Consider the following 18,663-nt stretch of genomic DNA (forward strand, 5'->3'; position numbering starts at 1 on the left):
GTGTCAGCTCAGTGGGCGGGTCAGCAGGTCGTAAAACTTCTGCGCTTCGTCAGGCGTGCCCTGGTTGACCTTGTGGATCAGGTAGGCAGCGTTCAGCAGCTGGTCGGTGGCGCTGACCGTATCGTTCTCGGCAAATTCCGAGATGTACTTCTGCACCTTGGCGGCGGCCTCGCTCCCCATCTGTGCTTCGACGATCTTCGTCAGCGCCTTGTCATCCGGTGCCTGCAATTCGATGCGAATGCAGCGGCGCAAGAATGCCGCAGGGAACTCCCGTTCGTCGTTGCTGGTGAAGACGATGAACGGAAACTCATGGCACTGCACCCGTCCGCCCCTGATCCTGGCTTTCTCAACCTGTGCTGTCATGACCTTGGCGGACGATGCGACCCGTACCTCCACCTCTTCGCATTCATCTCGCTGCAACTCTGGGATCTCGAACCAGCCCTCTTCCAGCGCGTTGAGCAGGTCGTTGGGCAGGTCAGGGTCTGCCTTGTCGAGTTCATCGATCAGCAGCGCCCGCGGGCGCTTCGACGGCAGCAACGCTGTACCGAGGGCTTGCAGGCGAATGTACTTGCCAATGTCCGGCGCCGAGCCGCCGCTCAGGCTCTGGTCGCGCAGGCGGCCGATGGCATCGTAGTCGTACAGGCCATTTTCCAGGGTCGTGCGCGAATTCACCGGCCAGACCAGCACCGGGCCCAGTTTCAGTTCGTAGGCGATACGGTAGATCAGCGAGCTTTTTCCGGTGCCTGGAGGGCCGGTGACCAATAATGGACGACGGAGAATCAGGGCGGCGTTGATCGCATCGATGATTGCGGGCGGCGTCTGGTAGGCCCTAGCATGATCCCAGTAGCGGTCGTCATCCTCGACTGATCCGCAGTCGTACAGTTGATCGGCGGCCGGTTCGACGAAAGTGCGCCACGGTGGTGCGGGAGGCAGGGTAACGGTCGCAGGTTTGCGCTCACCCGAAAAAATGTGCCACTGGGTCATGTTCATGTCCTTTAGGAGGGTTGCTTGAAGCGACTGGAAAAGCCGCCAGCACCGTCTGGAATCTGGTCGGGGTTGTCAAATATGCAGGTAATGCCATGCTGCCCTTGGGCGTTGAGTGTGGCCAACTCGGTGCGGGTCTGGTGCAGGTAGGCAAACAGCCCGCTTTCCACGATCGCAGTGACCTGCTCCATATGCGCAGGCTCGCACCATGTGGCACAGGCTGCGCCTTGCTTGAGCAACCGCTCGAGGTCGGCCCTCTGGGTGTCTAGGTGCGCTGTGCCGTGCCAAAGCCAGTCACTGCGGGGCATCGCGGTGCCGGAGGAGAGCCAGGCCATTTTCGGCGGTCGCCCGCTGTTGACCTTGGCGTCCTTCCAGTGGCGTTTCCACACACGATTCCAGCGCTCGTCGGTCCAGCGCTCCAGAATGCGCAACGCCAGCAGCGACTCGCCATGGCCCAGGTACGCGGGTACCTCATCCCGGATGAACTCAAGGCCGGTATAGGGCTGGAAAAGATCCGCCGCCGGCACCACGACTTCGAACAGGGTGGTGCGATACACGCATGGACTGGCGCAGAGTTGCTCCAGCACACTACGCAGGCGTTCGGTCAGGCTGGACTGAGGCGTCGTGAAGGGCTCCATGTCGGTGGGCTCGTCATTAGAGTACGTCCACACCCGAGTTTCGTTTGGGTTTTGGCTACCGCGCAGGTCGATGATGATGAGGTCTGCTCTTGCCATCGCCTCGTTCTCGAAATGGCCCTTCAACTGGTTTACAGCGGGCCTGTCGTGAGCGCCGGGCCATTTGAGGATCCAGTTAAAGACCTTCTCGATGTCGGCGTCCCAATTCGTGCTGCCGCAGTTCTCCTTGAGCTGGACCATCACCGAATGCAGGTGGATCGCGAACTGTTCAATGTTCGTCAGCCCGCAATCCTCGGGGGCGACCAGTCCGTCCAGCAACTGCAGTAGCGACAGGGGGCGGGTCGGGCGCTCTGATGTTCCGCGCCGGAACCGTCGGGAGATGGCCTGGATAAAATCCGTGGTCATCCCTTGGCTTGTGCCGAGTATCCGTTCCAGTTCCGCCAGAGCGCCTTGGTCGGTGGCGAGGGAACCCAAGACTTGCGACTGCTCCTCCATGTTGTGATCGCGATAGGAGACGGACATCCGGTTGTTGAGAGCCCAGGGAGAGGCGTCCATCGCCTTGCGCACCTCTTCGATATTCAGCCCTTCCAATGTGTCCTGGCCTGCAAGGGCCTTCATGAGGGCGGAGGAAAACCCCCCGGTCTGTCGTACTTGATCGTTGCCGGCCGATTGGCCGGGACGTGCGGCGTTGAAGATATATTGATGGCTATCAGGCACCGTCCTTGGTGAATCTTGAATGGCCAGGCATTTCAGGGGGAGGCCTCCCGGCAGGGTCGCGCAGATGTCCTGGATGATCCACTGGCGGTGGAAGCGGTTCGCGCCGGTGTAGTAGGCGAACCGGTTGGCAATCCCTGTCAGGTTCACCACGTGGCATTGGCGCTCGGAGGCATCGGCAGTAACCAGGTAGCGCTTTGGTGCTTCTCCACCTTCCCACAGGCCATGACCGCCCAGGTAAAGGACCAAGGTTTTCACGCCGACACCGTCCGGTGTGAGCAGGTTCTGGGGCTCCAGGATGTCGTCCAGTTCTTGGCGTGTGGGGTTCTGTCGCAGTTCGACGCCTGCGTCGCGCAAACAGGCCTTCAACTGCTCGCGTTGCTCGCCCAGCGCTTCGCTGATGTCGGTGTCCTCGTTGATCAAGACCTTCATGTTGCCTGGGAGGACGCCTTTTTCCAGCAGCCAGTTGGCCATGCGCAGCGCATCCATCGCCGGGCCGTTGAGCGTCCAGCCGGCTTGTCGGTAGCACTCGATACCGACCACGATAGCGTAGGTATTCGCTGCCGAGCCGAGCTTCATGTGCCAAGGGTTTCCAGGAATCCGGCGATCCGCTTCCAGACCTCGACGTTGTCCCAGTAGGTGCTATGCGATGCAGGGAAGGGTTGATGGCTGCGGATTTCGCAGTCACTGACCCTGGCGCCGTTGCCCAAGATGGCCTCTGCCTTGAAGGACAGCAGGTCGTCACGATCGTAGATGTTCAGCCAACTGGGCATATGGCCCGGCAATGCGGCGGGTTGCTGGAGTTGGGTTAACGCGCCGATCTCGTACAGAAACGGTGCTTGGGAGCCGGCGGTGATCACGGCCTTGACCTGAGGTGGCGGCGACGAGATCAACAGATCGATGCAAGCGATGCCACCCAGGCTGTGGGCTAGCAGCACCACTGGCGTCTCACCCGCGTCTGCAACCGCCTTGGCGATGATCGAGCGAATTGTTTCGCCCCGGGCCTGGTAGAGCAGGATGTCGCCAACGGCAGGCGTCGCTGCATTGGCGATGCTGTGGCGATAGGTCCGTCCGCCCCAAGCGGCGACCTGAAGCACCGGGTCGGCAACAACTGCGCCAAGGAAGGTGCGTAACGGCTTGGTCACGAAGCTGACGATATCGCCGACCACTCCTCTGACCTGAGCGCCGCTTCCTCCCATGAGGTGGAAGGCCGCCAGTTGCAGCGCGTCGCGGGTGGTGGACGGAACCACGGGTGACCCCGTAGTCATTTGCGCCTGCACCCAACCTGCTGTCACGGCCCGGGCCAGCAACTCGATGAGAGGGTCGAGCCCCTTGCCGCTGTTCTTGCCGAACTGGACGCCCTCGGCGATTGCGCTATCGAGTTCCGGTAAGTTATCGATCGCTTCTATCGCAGCGACGGCGCTACCGTCGACCTTGCCGGGCACGGGGGGCCAGGTGCCAGTGTCGATTGCATTCCGCAGTTCGGCCAGTGCCTTGCGCACTTTAATCACCGGGCTGTCGCCGAAGCCGTCGAAGGCTATGTCACCACTCGTCCTGGCGGCCAGCAACCGCAACTCGACCAGCGGATCGTCGTACAACAGTGCCCATTCGGCGAGGGCTTCGTCTTCGGGCGTTTGCTGGTTGATGGCCCTGGCCTGGTCATACAGCGGCACCGACAAGCCCTTGCCGATATCACTGCCATGGTCGCCCCAATAACAACCCGTCACGGATGCAGCGGGCAGAAAGTGCGCCACATGAGCCTTGACCGTATTGAAGGTGGCTTCGAATGCGGGCAAACGAACGCCCGTGCCGTGCACGAATATGATTTTCATCGTCCGTCCTCTGGATGCTGGCAGCGTTAAATCGGATGGCATATCGCCACGCCGCCCATAATCTTAGCAATTAGGGGAAAAGAGAAGTGGCAGAAAGCCATTTCGGCGAACAATCATAAGATGCTCTAAGGTCCAGACCATCTCCATCCCGGCCTTAGAAGTCCAAGAAGACGTCACTGTGATTGCTGCGCACCCGTCTCGCTTTGCCACTGACCTACTTGCTCGTCCCGAAGCGACGATCTTCCCATACTCCGCTTATTTGATTGGCCTGTCTGGAAGATGGCTCTTTACGGCGCCATTCGATGTTAGGCCGATCGATCTTGGCCCAACCGATGGTCGGAGCATGGAGGTACATGATGGCGACGTTGAGGCCTTCAAGGAATTCTTCGCAGACCTTCTACCAAAAGCCAACGATGCAAGTTGAATTTGCGGATAGCGTCAAGGAGCAGTTGCGAAAGGCGCTCAGAGCGGCGGGTAGTCGAGAGATTGGCAGTGTGTTGATGGGGGAGCAGATTGAGCCCGGTTATTTCCGAGTTGTTGACTTGATGATTGACAGCCAGACGGGAGGGCAAGCGCATTTCGTCCGGAGCTCGGAAGCCCATGCCGAGGCATGAATGCGTTCTTCTGCGAAACCGGGCATCAATATGATCGCTTCAACTACTTGGGTGAGTGGCATTCGCACCCTCGATTCCCGGTGACGCCTAGTGCTCAGGACGTTGAGTCTATGGTCGATCTTGTCAACGGTGAGCGCGGTATCGATTTTGCGGTACTGCTGATCGTTCGGCTGCAATGGTGGCGGAAGATCTCATGTTCTTGCACCTTGTTTCGTCGCCATTTTAGCCCATCACCGGTTGTCATTCTGGAGCATAGATAGTGATAAATTACTTCATTAAATCGCTTATCGATTGGGTCTTCAGGCGATGTTTGCCGGGCGTCACACTGATTCGAGTAGGCGTGCCCCTCTTTGGTCTGGTGCTCGTAGGACTGACAGTCGGCATTACGATTCCAACTTCCCAGGTGCCGTTTAACTTTAGCTGGGATACCTCTGGAAGCTCCGGTGCATTGAGTTGGGGTGTGTTCGCGAGAGCTTGTGTGATTGTATTGCTAGGTGGATGGCTGGTCGTTCGTGATATCCGCCGAGAGAGCCGTAAGAAGGTCATCGTGATCAAGGCCAGAGGGTTGAGAGATTGGCAAGGTCAACCTCTGGCTTCAGCAGTTCCCTCATCAATACTCGGTCGCCGTGAGCAGGTGATCATCGACTTGAGGCAAGGAATTGTAGACGGACAGATCGTGAGCCCAGAGGCTGCAGTACGTCGAATTTCAAGCCTGCCTGATGACATTGCACGACGTTGCGATGGGTTGGATCGATCCGATATATCGTTTGTGCTCGGTGGGCTTGCACCGGTGCCATTGCTTTTTCTCCTCGGAGTGATCGTCGTCGACGAGTCAAACACGGTCATCATGGACTGGGATCGGCTACTGCGTGCCAGGCGTGGGTTGACCGTTGATGATGACGGTAAACGCTTTGTGGTGGCAGGCTTGGATACCTTGCAAGCAGGGGCGACCCGCGTGGCGCTCTGTGTGTCCGCTTCGTACGATGTTTTGGATGTTGATGTGCAGATCACTGAGGCAGTAACGCCCATTATCCGGATGGATCTGGAAGGCCGTGGTACCGACACGCATTGGTCCGAGTTGAAACAACAACTCGCTCAGCTGTTTCTCGATACAGTGATTTCCTTGGTTCGAAAAGGCGTTACAGAAATAACTTTGTTTCTGGCTGCCCCTGCAAGCCTGGCATTGCGGCTAGGCATGCTGTATGACAAGCGGAATCTCCCTCGCCTGGAGGTCAATCAGTACGAACAGGCCGATCCCAAACGATTCCCTTGGGTAGTGCGCATGCCTGTAGCGGGGGTGCTCCAGCCGGAAATAGTGCACCGATGATGTCGCTAAAGTTCTCTTGGCGCTTAGCGACACACTGATGCTTAGGCAGGATTGCGGGCAGTGGGGGCATCCTTTTCAAACCATCCAAAGCATGCCCTCAGATGTGCCCCCAATGTAGCAATCCACCGGAAGTGAATGGAGCTCCATGGTTTGTGGAAAGGCAAAAATGATCAGATGAACAGCCTGCCCGACGACGCCTAAAGACTCTCAGGGTCGCCAAAAAACATCTGAATCCTCGACCGCAACCACCGCTCCCCCGGATCATTGTCCTGCGATCCCCGCCAGGCCATATGCAACTCAAACGAGCGCACCGGCAACGGCGGTTCCTCAGCCCGCAAGCCGCCCGCGGCGGTCAGTGCTTCGGCGGCGTAGTCCGGCACGATGGCGACAATATCGGTCCCCGCCAGCAACGTACCCAAGCCATTGAACTGCGGTACGGCCAGCACCACATGGCGTTTGCGATCGAGCTTCTCCAGCTCTTCATCGATAAACCCGCTCAAGTCGCCGGCAAACGACACCAGCGCATGGGGGCGGGCGCAGAAGTCGTCCAGGCTGAGGGCGCCGGGTACGCTGTCAGCGCGCAGCAGTTTGGGCAGGCTGCGGCGCAGCACCTTGCGCTTGGCGTTGGCCGGCAAGTCGGCGGTGTAGCTGACGCCGATGGAGATTTCTCCGGAAGCCAGCAGGCCAGGCATCAGGATGTAGTTGACGCGGCGTACCACCAGCACGATGCCAGGGGCTTCGGCACGCAGGCGCTTGAGCAATTGCGGAAGCAGGGCGAACTCGACGTCGTCGGACAGGCCGATGCGGAACACGGCGGTGCTGGTGGCCGGGTCGAACTCGGCGGCGCGGCTGACGGCGGTGGAAATAGAGTCCAGGGCCGGGGAGAGCAGGGCGAAGATTTCCACGGCGCGGGCCGATGGCTCCATGCTGCGCCCGGTACGCACGAACAGCGGGTCGTCGAACAGGCCGCGCAGGCGCGATAATGCTGCGCTGATGGCCGGTTGGCCCAGGAACAATTTCTCGGCCGCGCGGGTCACACTACGCTCGTGCATCAAGGTTTCGAATACGATCAAGAGGTTCAGGTCGACACGACGCAGGTCGTTACGGTTCATCTTGTGTCCTGGAAGAGTCAGCAAACTTGACGAGAGCGGCCATATAGAGCCCTTGGGTTCTACTTGGAAGCATGACCGGCATGAATCTTACGGGGAAAGGCTGGTACTCTGCACCGGCTAATTGAGTTTTCCTACGATACTTGAGGGTTATTCCTCAGATGCGGAATCAATGACAGACATGTCGACTATTAACGGCGACCGGTGGTCTTACCCGGAAAGCCCAGATAGAGTTCGTGGCAATAGAGGTTACTTTGACGAGGTTTGCGATGTCCCGCACGATCCGTTTTCACAAGTTTGGTCCGGCCGAGGTGCTCAAATGCGAAGAGCATGCAGCCGCGCAGCCTGCACCGGGCGAAGTGCAGGTGCGTGTCGAGGCGATTGGCATCAGTTGGTATGACATTTTGTGGCGCCAGAACCTGGCATCCTCCCATGCACGCCTGCCGTCTGGCCTTGGCCATGAAATGGCGGGTGTTGTGGTGGCGCTTGGTGACGGCGTGGATGATTTGGCCGTGGGCGATAAGGTGGCCAGTTTTCCGGCCGAGAGCCCCAATGATTATCCGGTGTATGGCGAACAGATCGTCTTGCCACGCACCGCCCTGACCCGTTATCCGGATGTCTTGAGCCCGATCGAAGCCAGCGTGCACTACACGCCACTGTTGATTGCCTACTTTGCCTATGTCGACCTGGCGCGGGTCAAACCCGGCCAGTTTGCACTGGTGACTGACGCCAGCCATTGTGCCGGTCCGTCCTTCGTGCAACTGGGCAAAGCCTTGGGTGTTCGGGTGATTGCCGCGACCAAGGACAGCGCTGAGCGCGAGTACCTGCTGTCCCTCGGCGCCGAAAAGGTCATCGTCACCGAAGAACAGGACCTGCTCATGCAGGTCAACAAGATCACCGACAACCGCGGTGTCGACGTTGTGTTCGATGGCTTGGGTGGCCCACAAATGTCGCTGCTCGGCGATGTACTGGCTCCGCGTGGCAGCCTGGTGCTGTACGGCTTGCAAGGTGGCAACCAGACACCCTTCCCGGCGTGTGCCGCGTTCCAGAAGAACATTCAGTTCTTTGTACATTGCATCGGCAACTTCACGGGTAAACCGGAGCTGGGCATCATCCAGGACCAGGTTGCGCTGCAACGAGCATTGCGTGATATCAACCAGTTGACCGCCGACCGTGTGCTGGTGCCCCTCAAAACCACGGTGTTTCCGTTCAACCAGTTCGTCGAAGCGCACCGCTATATGGACGAATGCCCGTGCCGAGAGCGTGTTGCATTGCAGGTTTAAGCTGTTTGAGCTGTAGGAGTATTCGCAAATGAATGCTCGGTCGTCTGGATGAATGAGGCAAATGTGCCATTTGTCAGGGCTTAACCCGCGCGAGGGTTGAGCCATCGTTCAGGCACATCGTCCCGCAAAACCCGACCTTTCTCCCCGATGCCGCCCTGAATCCCAGTGCGGCATCTTTACGTTTGCGTCAGCTTCGCCGTACCCATTTACCATCTGAACGGATTTCTCGTCCTGTTCTGTATCTGTTAATCATTATTCCAGCACTGATAATTGTGTCTTCACTGTCATCTCAAGGATTGAGCAATGATTGAATATCTGACATTTGCGCTTCAAATGTATGAAACTGGAACTTCTCGACGGTTACCGATGAGGAAGATCGTGGGCGTCCCGGCAGGCGATCCCCGCTCTTTCAAGAACAATTCATTTAGTCGGATAAATTATAGTTGTCGGAAACTTCTTTAGTTTTCCGGATAAGCCAGTGTAGGACGCTGTCAGAGCGTTCCTAGGGCCTAATCAGGGCCTTGGTACAAGGGTTTCAGGGAAGAAGGGCGCGACGGGTGCGTAATTGGCAAGCCCTGGGACTTTGTTGCAGCGTGCTAAAGTTTATCCAACGTCATACCGCGCGATGGACCACGCGTCTACATATGTAATAAGTCGAGCAAATATGCTCAATAGTTGCTTGAAACTGATACTTCAACTCAGGTAGTAGAACGATGAGCTCTATTCACGAACAAGCCATGAACTATGTTTATCATCAAGTTCTGCAACGTTTAATCGGGCACTTTACGCGTGCCGAACGTACAGCACTTCAATTGCTTATTCAGCGAATCGTCGTGGCGGCCGGCGGCATGGAGCAAGTGGGGCAATACAAGATCATGGTGGCCCATGGGGGTGGCGAGGTCAGCAGCTACACCCTGGCGCTGTTGCGTGCGGCGCAACTGAGTATCGCCGTTCGCGCGCCCGGGACGTTCCAGCTACGGGTTGCCACCTTGCGGCATACGGGCATGACCCAGGCCACGCTCGATACCTTGCATCATGGCTACGGCATGTTGTTTTTCCATGACGACCCCCGGGTGGAGTTGTTGATGGTGGAAAATCAGGAAGTGCTGCCTTTCAACCACCAACGCCCGCCCTCCAGTGCTGGCACCTCCGTAAGTCAGCGCACTAGGGTGATGGTGGGGCACATGACCTCCGGGGATGTTCGCGCCACGCTGTGCAATGACACTTACCTGGCCCTGGCGGATTTCTACCCGCGCGTCACCAGTTGGAACGCAGGCGTGCATGCCTTGGTCAGCGGCGACTCCCCGCGCAAGCAGGGCCAGTACCTGGCCTGGCTGAAAAAGAATGCGCTGGCGGCGGGTGTCGTCATTCCCCCCGGCAGCCCCTCGTCGCTCAACCGTCTGTTTGCCTGCATGGAAGAGTGGAGCAACGGCTGTTACCAGGATCTCTACGGCGACCAATACACGCCCCCGGAAAGTCCCGGTCGGGTCGGGCACCGCCATCTGGCGTATATCGGGATTGCCGACTTGCTCAATGGCATGAACCCGGCCACAGCGCCGTTGCTTACCGAGTTTTTGAGCTATAGGCCTGATCCATTCGGTGTCCACTTCAGCCATCCCACTTACCCGAACCCTTTGCTGATGGCCCATCTGCGAGGCTTGCAGGCCGAGTGTCTGCGCGATCTTGCCTATGAGGATGGGGTGGAGGCGTTTCTCCGGCAGGCGCAGGATTACATGTGTAGCCGGCAGATTCCCGAACACTTGATCGCGCAAGCGCCGACGGGGGACGGTCGTGCCCTGTCAACGGCCTATGCCCAGGCGTTCTTTGGCCTGGATGAGAGCCAATTGACCTGCCTGCTGTTTTCGCCCTTCATTCACCATGGCGAGCGATTGGAAGGTTACCTGCGCCAATGCCATCCGGGCATGCTGGTGGCGCTCCCCGAATTGCACAAGGCGCTTCAAGGCAAACCCGTCGCCGATATGCTGTTGCAGTGGGTCATTGACGCCAGTGGCTTGCCGTTGTCCTTGTTGCAGCATCTGTACCGCAAGCGGCCCCTGGAGGCCGGGCATGCGCGGAGGCGGCGCGGTACGCATGCCGAGGCGCAAGCCTTTCAGTTGTCCGGGCGTTGAGTCCGTGCGCTGGCGTATTGGTCCGGGTGCGTGGCAATGACCCTGCGTGGTGAGCGGCAGGCGGACTTTGCCTACCAGGCGGTGTACCGCTACATGATCAACCTTATCAACGAAGTCAGCCTGGATACCCCGGCCAAACTGCCGTCCCTGCGGCAATTATCGACGCGCCTGAATGTGTCGATCTCGACGATCCAGTACGCCTACTCGCTGCTGGAAAAGGAGGGCCGGGTCTACTCGGTGGCCAAATCGGGCTATTTCGCCTGGCCCGTAACGGCTAACCCACTGATGGCGGTGGGAGGCGACCTGCTCGAGCGCTTATATGCCGCCGCGCGGCGACCGGGGATGAGCGTGCTCAGCGGCGATGAGCCGACGCTGCTGGGCTCGCTGGATAGCGCCTTGCTGACGCTCGAGCGCCAACTGGTGCGCCTGCATCCGCGCCACCTGCAACCCTGGTCGCAACCGTGCGGGGTGTGGGAGCTGCGCGCGGCGCTGGCGGCCCGTTATACCTCGTCGCCGACGCGCTGCTGGCAGGCGGATGACGTCTATATCGGTGCGGACCTGCGCGGGGTACTGGAGATCCTGATCGAGGTGCTGGGCCTGAAGGGTAAGACGGTCGTGGTCGAATCCCCCTGCGATTACTTGATCCTGCGCTTGTTGCAGGCTGCTGGCGTACGGGTCGTCGAATGGCCCTGGCAGGCCGATGGCAGCCCGGACCTGGCGTTGTTCGAGCACTGGCTGCGCCACGAATCGGTGCACCTGGTGCTGCTGTCATCAGTGGTCAGCATGCCTTCGGGCCACGCCTTGCCTGCCTACGATCAGCTACGACTGGCGAGCCTGTTGGACCAAGCTGGCTGTTGGTTGCTGGAGAATGATTGTTTTGGTGAGCTGTGCTTCGCGCCACGCCAGAGAGCAATGCGTGACCTGATCAACCCTGAGCGGCTGATCGTGTTCTCGTCGTTCGAGAAAATGCTCGGCCCGGAGGCGCCCTTCGGGTATGTGCTGTCTCGTCATCTGGCCAGCGAGTTGCAGCGCCAGTTCCTGTTGCGCGCGTTTCGCCTGTCGTCGATGCGCCAGCATGCGATTGCGCGCCTGTACCAAAGCGGGCGGCTGGACCAGCACCTGGGGGCATTGCGTCAACGCTTGCGGGAACAGGCCGCGGCCATGAGTGAACGCCTGGATATGCGCCTGGAAGGGCGCGTGACCTATCGAATGCCCATCGCCGGGGCCAGTTTCTGGTTGCAGTCGGTGGCGGCGGTGGACATGCGCCAGGTATTCCAGCGTGCAGTAGCCCAGCAGGTCGTGATCGCCCCTGGTGAATTGTTCAGCCTCAGTGGCCTGCATCACCAGCATCTGCGACTGAGCCACACGTTCAATGGGCAGCCCAACCTGGACATTGCCCTGGATACCCTGGCGCAGGCGCTGTTGCAGGCACAGACCGGCTAGGATGTTAAAAAATTCTCTTAGGCTTGTAGGATCGATACCGTCGCGCAGTAGTCCAACTCTCAGTAAACTGTCATTTTTTCCGAATCCATCTCTCTGAGGTTTATGCATGACAATCAGTCCTTTTGCGGGCAAGCCGGCGCCAGCCCAGTTGCTGGTGGATATCCCGCGACTGGTCACGGCCTATTACACCGGTCAGCCTGATGCAGCGATCTCCACCCAGCGCGTGGCCTTTGGCACTTCCGGTCACCGTGGCAGCTCGTTCGACCTGAGCTTCAACGAATGGCATGTACTCGCCATCAGCCAGGCCATTTGCCTGTACCGCGAAGCCCAAGGTATCGACGGCCCGCTGTTTGTCGGCCTGGACACCCATGCGCTGTCGACGCCCGCGGGTGCCAGCGCCCTGGAAGTGCTGGCTGCCAACGGCGTCCATGTGATGCTGGCCGAAGGCGATGAATACACGCCAACCCCGGCGATTTCCCACGCGATCATCTGCTACAACCGGGGCCGCACCCATGGCCTGGCAGACGGGATTGTCATTACCCCGTCCCACAACCCGCCACAAAGTGGTGGCTACAAGTACAACCCGCCCAACGGTGGCCCGGCCGATACCCACGTCACCAAGTGGATCGAAGCCAAGGCCAACGAACTGCTGGCCGCCAAACTGGCCGGGGTCAAGCGCATCACCCACGCCCAGGCGCTCAAGGCCGACACCACCCATCGCCATGACTACCTCAACAGCTATGTGGCCGACCTGATCAACGTGATCGACATGGACGCGATTCGCAGTGCCGATCTGCGTCTGGGTGTCGATCCGTTGGGCGGAGCAGGGGTGCGCTACTGGTCGGCCATCGCCGAGCATTACCGCCTGAACCTGGACGTGGTGAACACCGAGGTCGATGCCACGTTCCGCTTCATGAGCGTCGACTGGGACGGCCAGATTCGCATGGACCCGTCCTCCAGCTACGCCATGCAGGGCCTGATCGGCCTGAAGGAGCGTTTCGACGTGGCCTTCGCGTGTGACCCGGACCACGATCGCCATGGCATCGTCACCCCATCCGGTGGGCTGTTGGCGCCGAACAATTACCTGGCGGTATCCATCGACTACCTGTTCCAGAATCGGCCTGACTGGCGCGCCGACGCCGCCGTGGGTAAGACCGTGGTCAGCAGCGGCTTGATTGATCGCGTGGCCGCACGCATCGGCCGTCGCCTGTACGAAGTGCCGGTGGGCTTCAAGTGGTTTGCCGACGGCCTGTTCGACGGCTCGCTGGGCTTTGGCGGCGAAGAAAGCGCCGGCGCGTCGTTCCTGCGCAAGGACGGCACGGTGTGGAGCACCGACAAGGACGGCCTGATCCCAGCGTTGCTCGCGGCAGAAATGACCTCGCGCAAAGGCCAGGACCCAAGCCAGATCTACCGTGGCCTGACGGACGCCCTGGGCGAACCCTTCGCCATCCGCGTCGACGCCAAGGCCACGCCGGCGCAGAAAGCCCTGCTGGGCAAACTGTCGCCGCAGCAAGTGACCTCTACCCAGTTGGCCGGGGAAAGCATCCAGCAGATCCTCAGCCATGCACCCGGCAACAACCAGGCGATTGGCGGCTTGAAGGTCATGACCGAAAACGGCTGGTTCGCCGCGCGCCCATCGGGCACCGAGGACATCTACAAGATCTACGCCGAGAGTTTCATTGGCGAAGATCACCTCAAGCAGTTGGTGGAAGAGGCGCAGGTGCTGGTAGACGGCGCCATTACTCAATAACGCCAGGTGGGAGGGGGCAAGCCCCAATGCCAGCCAGTCAAGGCGGCACGCTGTAACTGTGGCGAGCGGGCTTGTTGTGGCGAGCGGGCTTGCCCTAATGCCGTTCAGTTAAGGCTTTTTTGTAGGAGTGTTGCCCTGGTGGGCTTACTCGCTGATGGCGATGGCGAGCATCGCGATCCTGGGCTATCGCAAGATTGACCTGTCGGCGCGGGTGCTGTCGGTGGTGGTGATCGCCGAGTACCTGGCGATCCTGGTCCTGGACTTCGCCATTCTCAAGTCTGGCGGCGACAACGGCATCAACCTTGATTCGTTCAGCAGCAGCCATGTGTTCAGTGGCACGCCGTCAATCGGCCTGTTGTTCTGTTTCGCTGCCTTTATCGGCTTCGAGGCCACGACCATCTACGGCGAAGAGGCCAAGGACCCCAAGCGCAGTATTCCGATTGCCACCTACTGTTCGGTGTTGCTGATCGGTGGTTTCTACGCGTTGTCGGTGTGGTCGATGGTGGTGGGCGTGGGTTCAGACAAGATCGTGCCGCTGCTGCAATCCTTGCAGGACCCGACCACGTTTATCTACGGCATGTCCGACCACTTTGTCGGGCCGCAACTGACCCAGATCATTCGCGTGCTGTTCATGGTCAGTATCTATGCCGGCCTGTTGGCCTTTCACAATGCCGCCGCGCGTTACTTCTATGCCATCGGCCGTGATGGCTTGTTGCACAGCCTGCTGGGCACGACCCATCGCGTGCACCAGAGCCCGCATATGGGCTCGGCGTTGCAGAGCCTGATCGCAGCGGTGGTGGTAATGATTTTCGCCGCGATGGATGCCGATCCGATCCTGCAACTGTTTGCCTGGCTGTCCAACCTGGCCACGCTGTGCGTGATTTTGCTGATGGCACTGACCTCTGTGGCGGTGTGCGTCTACTTCCATCGCCATCCCGAGCTTAACGTCGGGCTCTTGCGCGGACGTATCCTGCCCGGTTTCTCCTGCCTGGCGTTGTTCCTGGTGCTGGTGCTGGCGGTGGTGCATTTCGATGTACTGACCGGTGCCAGCCAACTGCTGTCATACAGCCTCTGCGCGATTATTCCCGCGGCCCTGATCATCGGCATCGTGCTCGCCGCGCGGCTGCGAAGGATCTCCCCGCAACGGTTTCTCGCCTTGGGCAGCCACAAGCTCTAAGAACGCTCCAGTTAATCAGACAATTACCGCCTGTCGTTGCTCGACAGGGTGGGTCTGCACGTGAAAGGAAGGTTTCAAATGCACAACTACAAGATGCTCATCGATGGCGCTCAAGTGGCCGGCGAACAAGGTCAGTTTGACGTGATCAACCCGGCCACGGGTGTCGCATTTGCCCAATGCCCGGCAGGATCCCTGGGGCAACTCGACCAGGCAGTCAACGCTGCGCAGCAGGCATTCAAAAGCTGGCGCCACAGCAGCCACCCTGACCGCTGTGAGCGTTTGTTGGCGATTGCGGCGGATATCGAGCAGGAGGCCGATTCACTGGCCCGGCTGATTGTGCTGGAGCAAGGCAAACCGCTGGAGCTGGCGTTTTCCGAGGTCATGGGGGCCGCTGCCTGGACCCGCTACGCGGCCGCTCAGGAGATCGCGGTGGAACTGGTGGAGGAAACCCCCACGCAACGCGTCGAACTGCACCGTAAACCCTTGGGTGTCGTGGCGTCGATCACCCCCTGGAACTGGCCGTTCATGATCGCCGTCTGGCACATCATGCCGGCGCTGCGTGCCGGTAACTGCGTGATCAGCAAACCGTCGAGCCTGACGCCGCTGAGCACCTTGCGTCTGGCGCAAATCATTGCCCGTCACGTGCCCCACGGCGTGATCAACTGCGTGACCGGTGAGCAGGGCTTCGGCAGCGCGATCACCTCGCACCCCGGTATCCAGAAGATTGTCTTTACCGGTTCTACCGCTACCGGGCAGAGCGTGATGCGTGGCGCCGCCAGCAACCTCAAGCGCCTGACCCTGGAGCTGGGCGGGAACGATGCGGCAATCGTATTGCCAGGAACGTCGGTGGAGGCGGTGGCCGAGGAAATCTTCCAGGCGGCCTTTCTCAACATGGGCCAGACCTGCGCGGCCCTCAAGCGCCTGTATATCCACGAGTCGCAGTACCAGGCCTTTGCCGATGCGCTGACGCACATTGCCGCGCGCCAGGTGGTGGGGGATGGTCTGGAGGCCGGTGTGACCTTCGGGCCCGTGCAGAACCTTGAGCAACTGGAACTGGTGGAGGCATTGGTCGCCGACGCGCGGGCAAACGGTGCACGGGTGTTGTGCGGCGGTGCGCGCCTGGATAAGCCTGGGTTTTTCTATCCGCCCACGCTGGTTGCGGACGTTACCGACGGGCATCGCCTGGTGGACGAGGAACAGTTTGGCCCCGTGCTGCCCTTGATTGCTTACCGGGACGTGGGGGATGTGCTGCGCCGCGCCAATGCCGGTGACATGGGGCTCGGCGGATCGGTCTGGGGACCGGATACCGAGCAGGCCCAGGCCTTGGCCAGTCGCCTGGAAAGCGGGGTTGCGTGGGTCAATTGCCACGCACAGATCCAGCCGAACACGCCGTTTGGCGGCAGCAAGATGTCGGGGTTTGGCGTCGAGTTCGGCCTTGAGGGGCTGCTGGAGTTCACCGGCCAGCAACTGTTGTTTGTGCGCAAGCGCGCTGACGAACAAGGCGTTTGAACCATGTACGATCCAGCACGTCGCCCCCTATTCGGTCGCACACTGGTGTGCTTGTTGACGCTTGGCGCCATCAATCAAGTGCACGCTTATGAGCTGTACAGCGATGACAGTCGTCATCTCAACGCCAACATGACGGCGGTGTACGGTCAGTTCAACAGCCGCTACAACTACGATGGCGCGCCGGGCGGTTCCAGTTGGCGCGAGGGCTTTATCAAGTACGGCTTGAGCGCTGACCAGGCCTTGGGCGGGAATGGCACCGCGTACGGGGCTTTCGCCCTGGTCAGCTCCGCCACGTGGGGCGATGGGGATCCAGGCGGCAACAGCCTGGGCACCGAGCGTAAGACGACGGTTGAAGACGCCTACCTAGGCTGGCGCTCCGGTGACCTGTTTCCGCTGTTGGGCAAAGACGGCGTGGATATTTCCGGCGGACGCCAAGTGGTCAAGGTCGGTCAAGGGTTCCTGATCAACGATGACGGCCTGAATCCGGGCAAGGGCCCGGCCGATGGCAGCTTGAACCGTGGTGGCGCTTACTACCTGGCGGCCCGGCACTCGTTCGATCAGACCGCCGTGTTGCGCCTGGGTGGCCAGGATGGCCTGCATGGCAGCGTGTTGTGGCTCAAGTCGGACAACCGCATCCAGGCCGAGACCGAATTGGCCGCCGGCACCCTGGATTACACCGCCCAACCGGGGACGCTCGGCTTGACCTGGGTGCATGGCCTCGACGTGAACGATCAATGGGCCAGCGACTTTCAGCGCCAGCGCAAGGGCATGAACATCTACAGCGTGCGCGGTGAAGGCGATGCAGGTATCAAGAACGTCAGCCTGGCGTTCGAGTACGCCTGGCAGGACAAGGATACGGGGCCTGAGAAGGCCTGGTACGGCGAAGCCGGCTACACCTTCGCGGATACCGCCTGGGCCCCCAAGGTGACTTATCGCTACACCCGCTATTCGCAGAACTGGGACGCGCTGTTCACCGGTTTGAGCACGGGCTACGGCACCTGGTTCCAGGGCGAAGTGGCCGGCAATTACGCCGGGCCGTTCAACACCAATACGCGCATCCACCATGTCGGGTTGAAGGCAACCCCACTGGAAAACCTGAGCCTGGGCGCGCTGTATTTCGATTACGCCACCGTGCGTAAAAGCAATGCGCTGAACCTGGATGGCCGCGAGTTGGACGTGTATGCCGAGTGGGCGGTCAACCCGCACTTGATCATCACCCCGCTGGTGGGGCTCTACAAACCCAACCAGGACTCGACCACCGGTGGCAATCAAGTCGGCGGCAATGGCACCAACCTGTATAGCCAGTTGTCGGTGGCCGTACCGTTCTGAGCGTGACGGGCTAGGCCGTGGTGCTGCTCGGCGGGTTGCGCATGTTTTCGGCAATGCGCCGGGTGGTATCCATGACCATTTCGATCACGGTTTCCTGGCGCAGCAGCTTGAAGCTCTGGCTGCTGCCGACGGCGGACAGGCTGCCGACCACTTCGTCCAGGTCCGCCTGGATGATCGGCGCGGCGATACCGGTCAGGCCCAGGTTGAGTTCGTCATGGGTCAGGCAGTAACCGTCCTTGCGGATTTTTTTCGCGGCCTTGGAGAAGCTTGCCCAGTCATACGGGCTGTCCGGGTCGTTGGCCATGTGCTCGTCGAACAAGCGTTGCAGGCGGCGACCTTTCTGGAAGGCGATCAGAACCTTCGATTGCGCCCCGCGGAAAAACGGCAACGGTTGCCCGCGCCCGAACGCAAAGTGATAGGTGTCGGTGGGTTCGGCGATATAGGTGTTGATGATGCGCCCGTCGTAAAACACGCTGGCAAACACCGCCAGGCCCGTTTGTGCGGACAGCTCGTGCATCAACTCGCGTCCGGCGATAAGGATCGGGTCGTACTGACGCATCATCCAATCCAGCTCAATCACACGCGGCCCCAGGCCGTAGCTGCCGGCGTCCACGCGGGTGAGCATACCGGCGTCACATAAGTCCTTGACGTAGCGGTACACGGTTGCTCGTGACAGGCCCATGCGCTCGGCGATGGTGTCGGGTTCGATCTTCAGCGTCTGTGGACCAAACAGGTCCAGGATACTCAGCAATTTGCTCAGGCTGCTCATTGTGTTCCTAAAAGAAAGGGAAGGGCGGTTGTTGCGTACCGGCAGGGATCCGGCCACCC

At 60.1% G+C, this 18,663-nt stretch carries 14 protein-coding genes and 1 pseudogene; 10 read left to right on the forward strand and 5 right to left on the reverse strand.

All coding sequences use genetic code 11. The features are described from left to right. Nucleotides 1-3 precede the first annotated feature (3 nt). From A7317_RS12720 to A7317_RS12730, 3 genes are read right to left on the reverse strand one after another with little or no spacing between them, the layout of a single operon-like run. Entirely contained in the window at nt 4-984 is a 981-nt protein-coding gene (locus A7317_RS12720; RefSeq protein ID WP_017530616.1) for an AAA family ATPase, read from the reverse strand. 11 nt (nt 985-995) lie between these two features. Continuing rightward, nucleotides 996-2,912 carry a caspase family protein gene (locus A7317_RS12725; protein ID WP_017530617.1) on the reverse strand — a complete coding sequence of 639 codons (1,917 nt, stop codon included), beginning with the start codon at nt 2,910-2,912 and terminating at the stop codon, nt 996-998. After that, a complete protein-coding gene (locus tag A7317_RS12730; protein ID WP_017530618.1) occupies nt 2,909-4,165 on the reverse strand; it encodes a hypothetical protein in 1,257 nt (418 codons plus the stop codon). Before A7317_RS12730 ends, A7317_RS12725 begins: the two co-directional genes overlap by 4 nt. Nucleotides 4,166-4,518: 353 nt before the next feature. Here A7317_RS12730 and A7317_RS31050 point away from each other — a divergent pair, with 353 nt between their 5' ends. Genes A7317_RS31050 through A7317_RS12740 form a run of 3 tightly spaced genes read left to right on the forward strand, consistent with a single transcriptional unit; the run spans nt 4,519 to nt 6,106 of the window. Then, on the forward strand, nt 4,519-4,779 hold the full coding sequence (locus A7317_RS31050; RefSeq protein ID WP_227496796.1) for a hypothetical protein: 261 nt from the start codon (nt 4,519-4,521) through the stop codon (nt 4,777-4,779). Then, nucleotides 4,776-5,039: a Mov34/MPN/PAD-1 family protein gene (locus A7317_RS31055; RefSeq protein ID WP_227496797.1), complete on the forward strand. Its 264-nt coding sequence runs from the start codon at nt 4,776-4,778 to the stop codon at nt 5,037-5,039. The genes A7317_RS31050 and A7317_RS31055 overlap by 4 nt, the downstream gene beginning before the upstream one ends. After that, entirely contained in the window at nt 5,039-6,106 is a 1,068-nt protein-coding gene (locus A7317_RS12740) for an SAVED domain-containing protein (protein WP_024075601.1), read from the forward strand. Before A7317_RS31055 ends, A7317_RS12740 begins: the two co-directional genes overlap by 1 nt. 197 nt (nt 6,107-6,303) lie before the next feature. Here A7317_RS12740 and A7317_RS12745 read toward each other — a convergent pair whose 3' ends face one another. Then, nucleotides 6,304-7,218, reverse strand: a complete 915-nt coding sequence (locus A7317_RS12745; RefSeq protein WP_024075600.1) for a LysR substrate-binding domain-containing protein — start codon at nt 7,216-7,218, stop codon at nt 6,304-6,306. A 266-nt stretch (nt 7,219-7,484) separates the two neighbouring features. Between A7317_RS12745 and A7317_RS12750 the strand changes: the two genes are divergently transcribed. The 7 genes and pseudogenes from A7317_RS12750 (at nt 7,485) to A7317_RS12780 (ending at nt 17,835) form a co-directional block, all read left to right on the forward strand. Continuing rightward, nucleotides 7,485-8,498 carry a zinc-dependent alcohol dehydrogenase family protein gene (locus A7317_RS12750; RefSeq protein ID WP_024075599.1) on the forward strand — a complete coding sequence of 338 codons (1,014 nt, stop codon included), beginning with the start codon at nt 7,485-7,487 and terminating at the stop codon, nt 8,496-8,498. Nucleotides 8,499-9,211: 713 nt separating this feature from the next. Further along, nucleotides 9,212-10,627 carry a hypothetical protein gene (locus A7317_RS12755; protein ID WP_081329190.1) on the forward strand — a complete coding sequence of 472 codons (1,416 nt, stop codon included), beginning with the start codon at nt 9,212-9,214 and terminating at the stop codon, nt 10,625-10,627. A 36-nt stretch (nt 10,628-10,663) separates the two neighbouring features. Next, on the forward strand, nt 10,664-12,070 hold the full coding sequence (locus tag A7317_RS12760) for a PLP-dependent aminotransferase family protein (RefSeq protein WP_069075955.1): 1,407 nt from the start codon (nt 10,664-10,666) through the stop codon (nt 12,068-12,070). Between the two features lie 106 nt (nt 12,071-12,176). Beyond that, a complete protein-coding gene (gene pgm / locus A7317_RS12765) occupies nt 12,177-13,820 on the forward strand; it encodes a phosphoglucomutase (alpha-D-glucose-1,6-bisphosphate-dependent) (protein ID WP_024075596.1) in 1,644 nt (547 codons plus the stop codon). Between the two features lie 118 nt (nt 13,821-13,938). Next, nucleotides 13,939-14,997 (forward strand): annotated as a pseudogene (locus A7317_RS12770) (APC family permease); the annotation flags it as partial. 78 nt (nt 14,998-15,075) lie between these two features. Further along, nucleotides 15,076-16,506, forward strand: a complete 1,431-nt coding sequence (locus A7317_RS12775; RefSeq protein ID WP_069075956.1) for an aldehyde dehydrogenase family protein — start codon at nt 15,076-15,078, stop codon at nt 16,504-16,506. 3 nt (nt 16,507-16,509) lie between these two features. Further along, entirely contained in the window at nt 16,510-17,835 is a 1,326-nt protein-coding gene (locus A7317_RS12780; RefSeq protein WP_172831571.1) for a hypothetical protein, read from the forward strand. A 10-nt stretch (nt 17,836-17,845) separates the two neighbouring features. Here A7317_RS12780 and A7317_RS12785 read toward each other — a convergent pair whose 3' ends face one another. Further along, nucleotides 17,846-18,604: an IclR family transcriptional regulator gene (locus tag A7317_RS12785; protein ID WP_024075461.1), complete on the reverse strand. Its 759-nt coding sequence runs from the start codon at nt 18,602-18,604 to the stop codon at nt 17,846-17,848. Nucleotides 18,605-18,663: the final 59 nt, after the last annotated feature.

Source organism: Pseudomonas fluorescens (genome assembly GCF_001708445.1).
GTDB classification, from domain to species: domain Bacteria; phylum Pseudomonadota; class Gammaproteobacteria; order Pseudomonadales; family Pseudomonadaceae; genus Aquipseudomonas; species Aquipseudomonas gorinensis.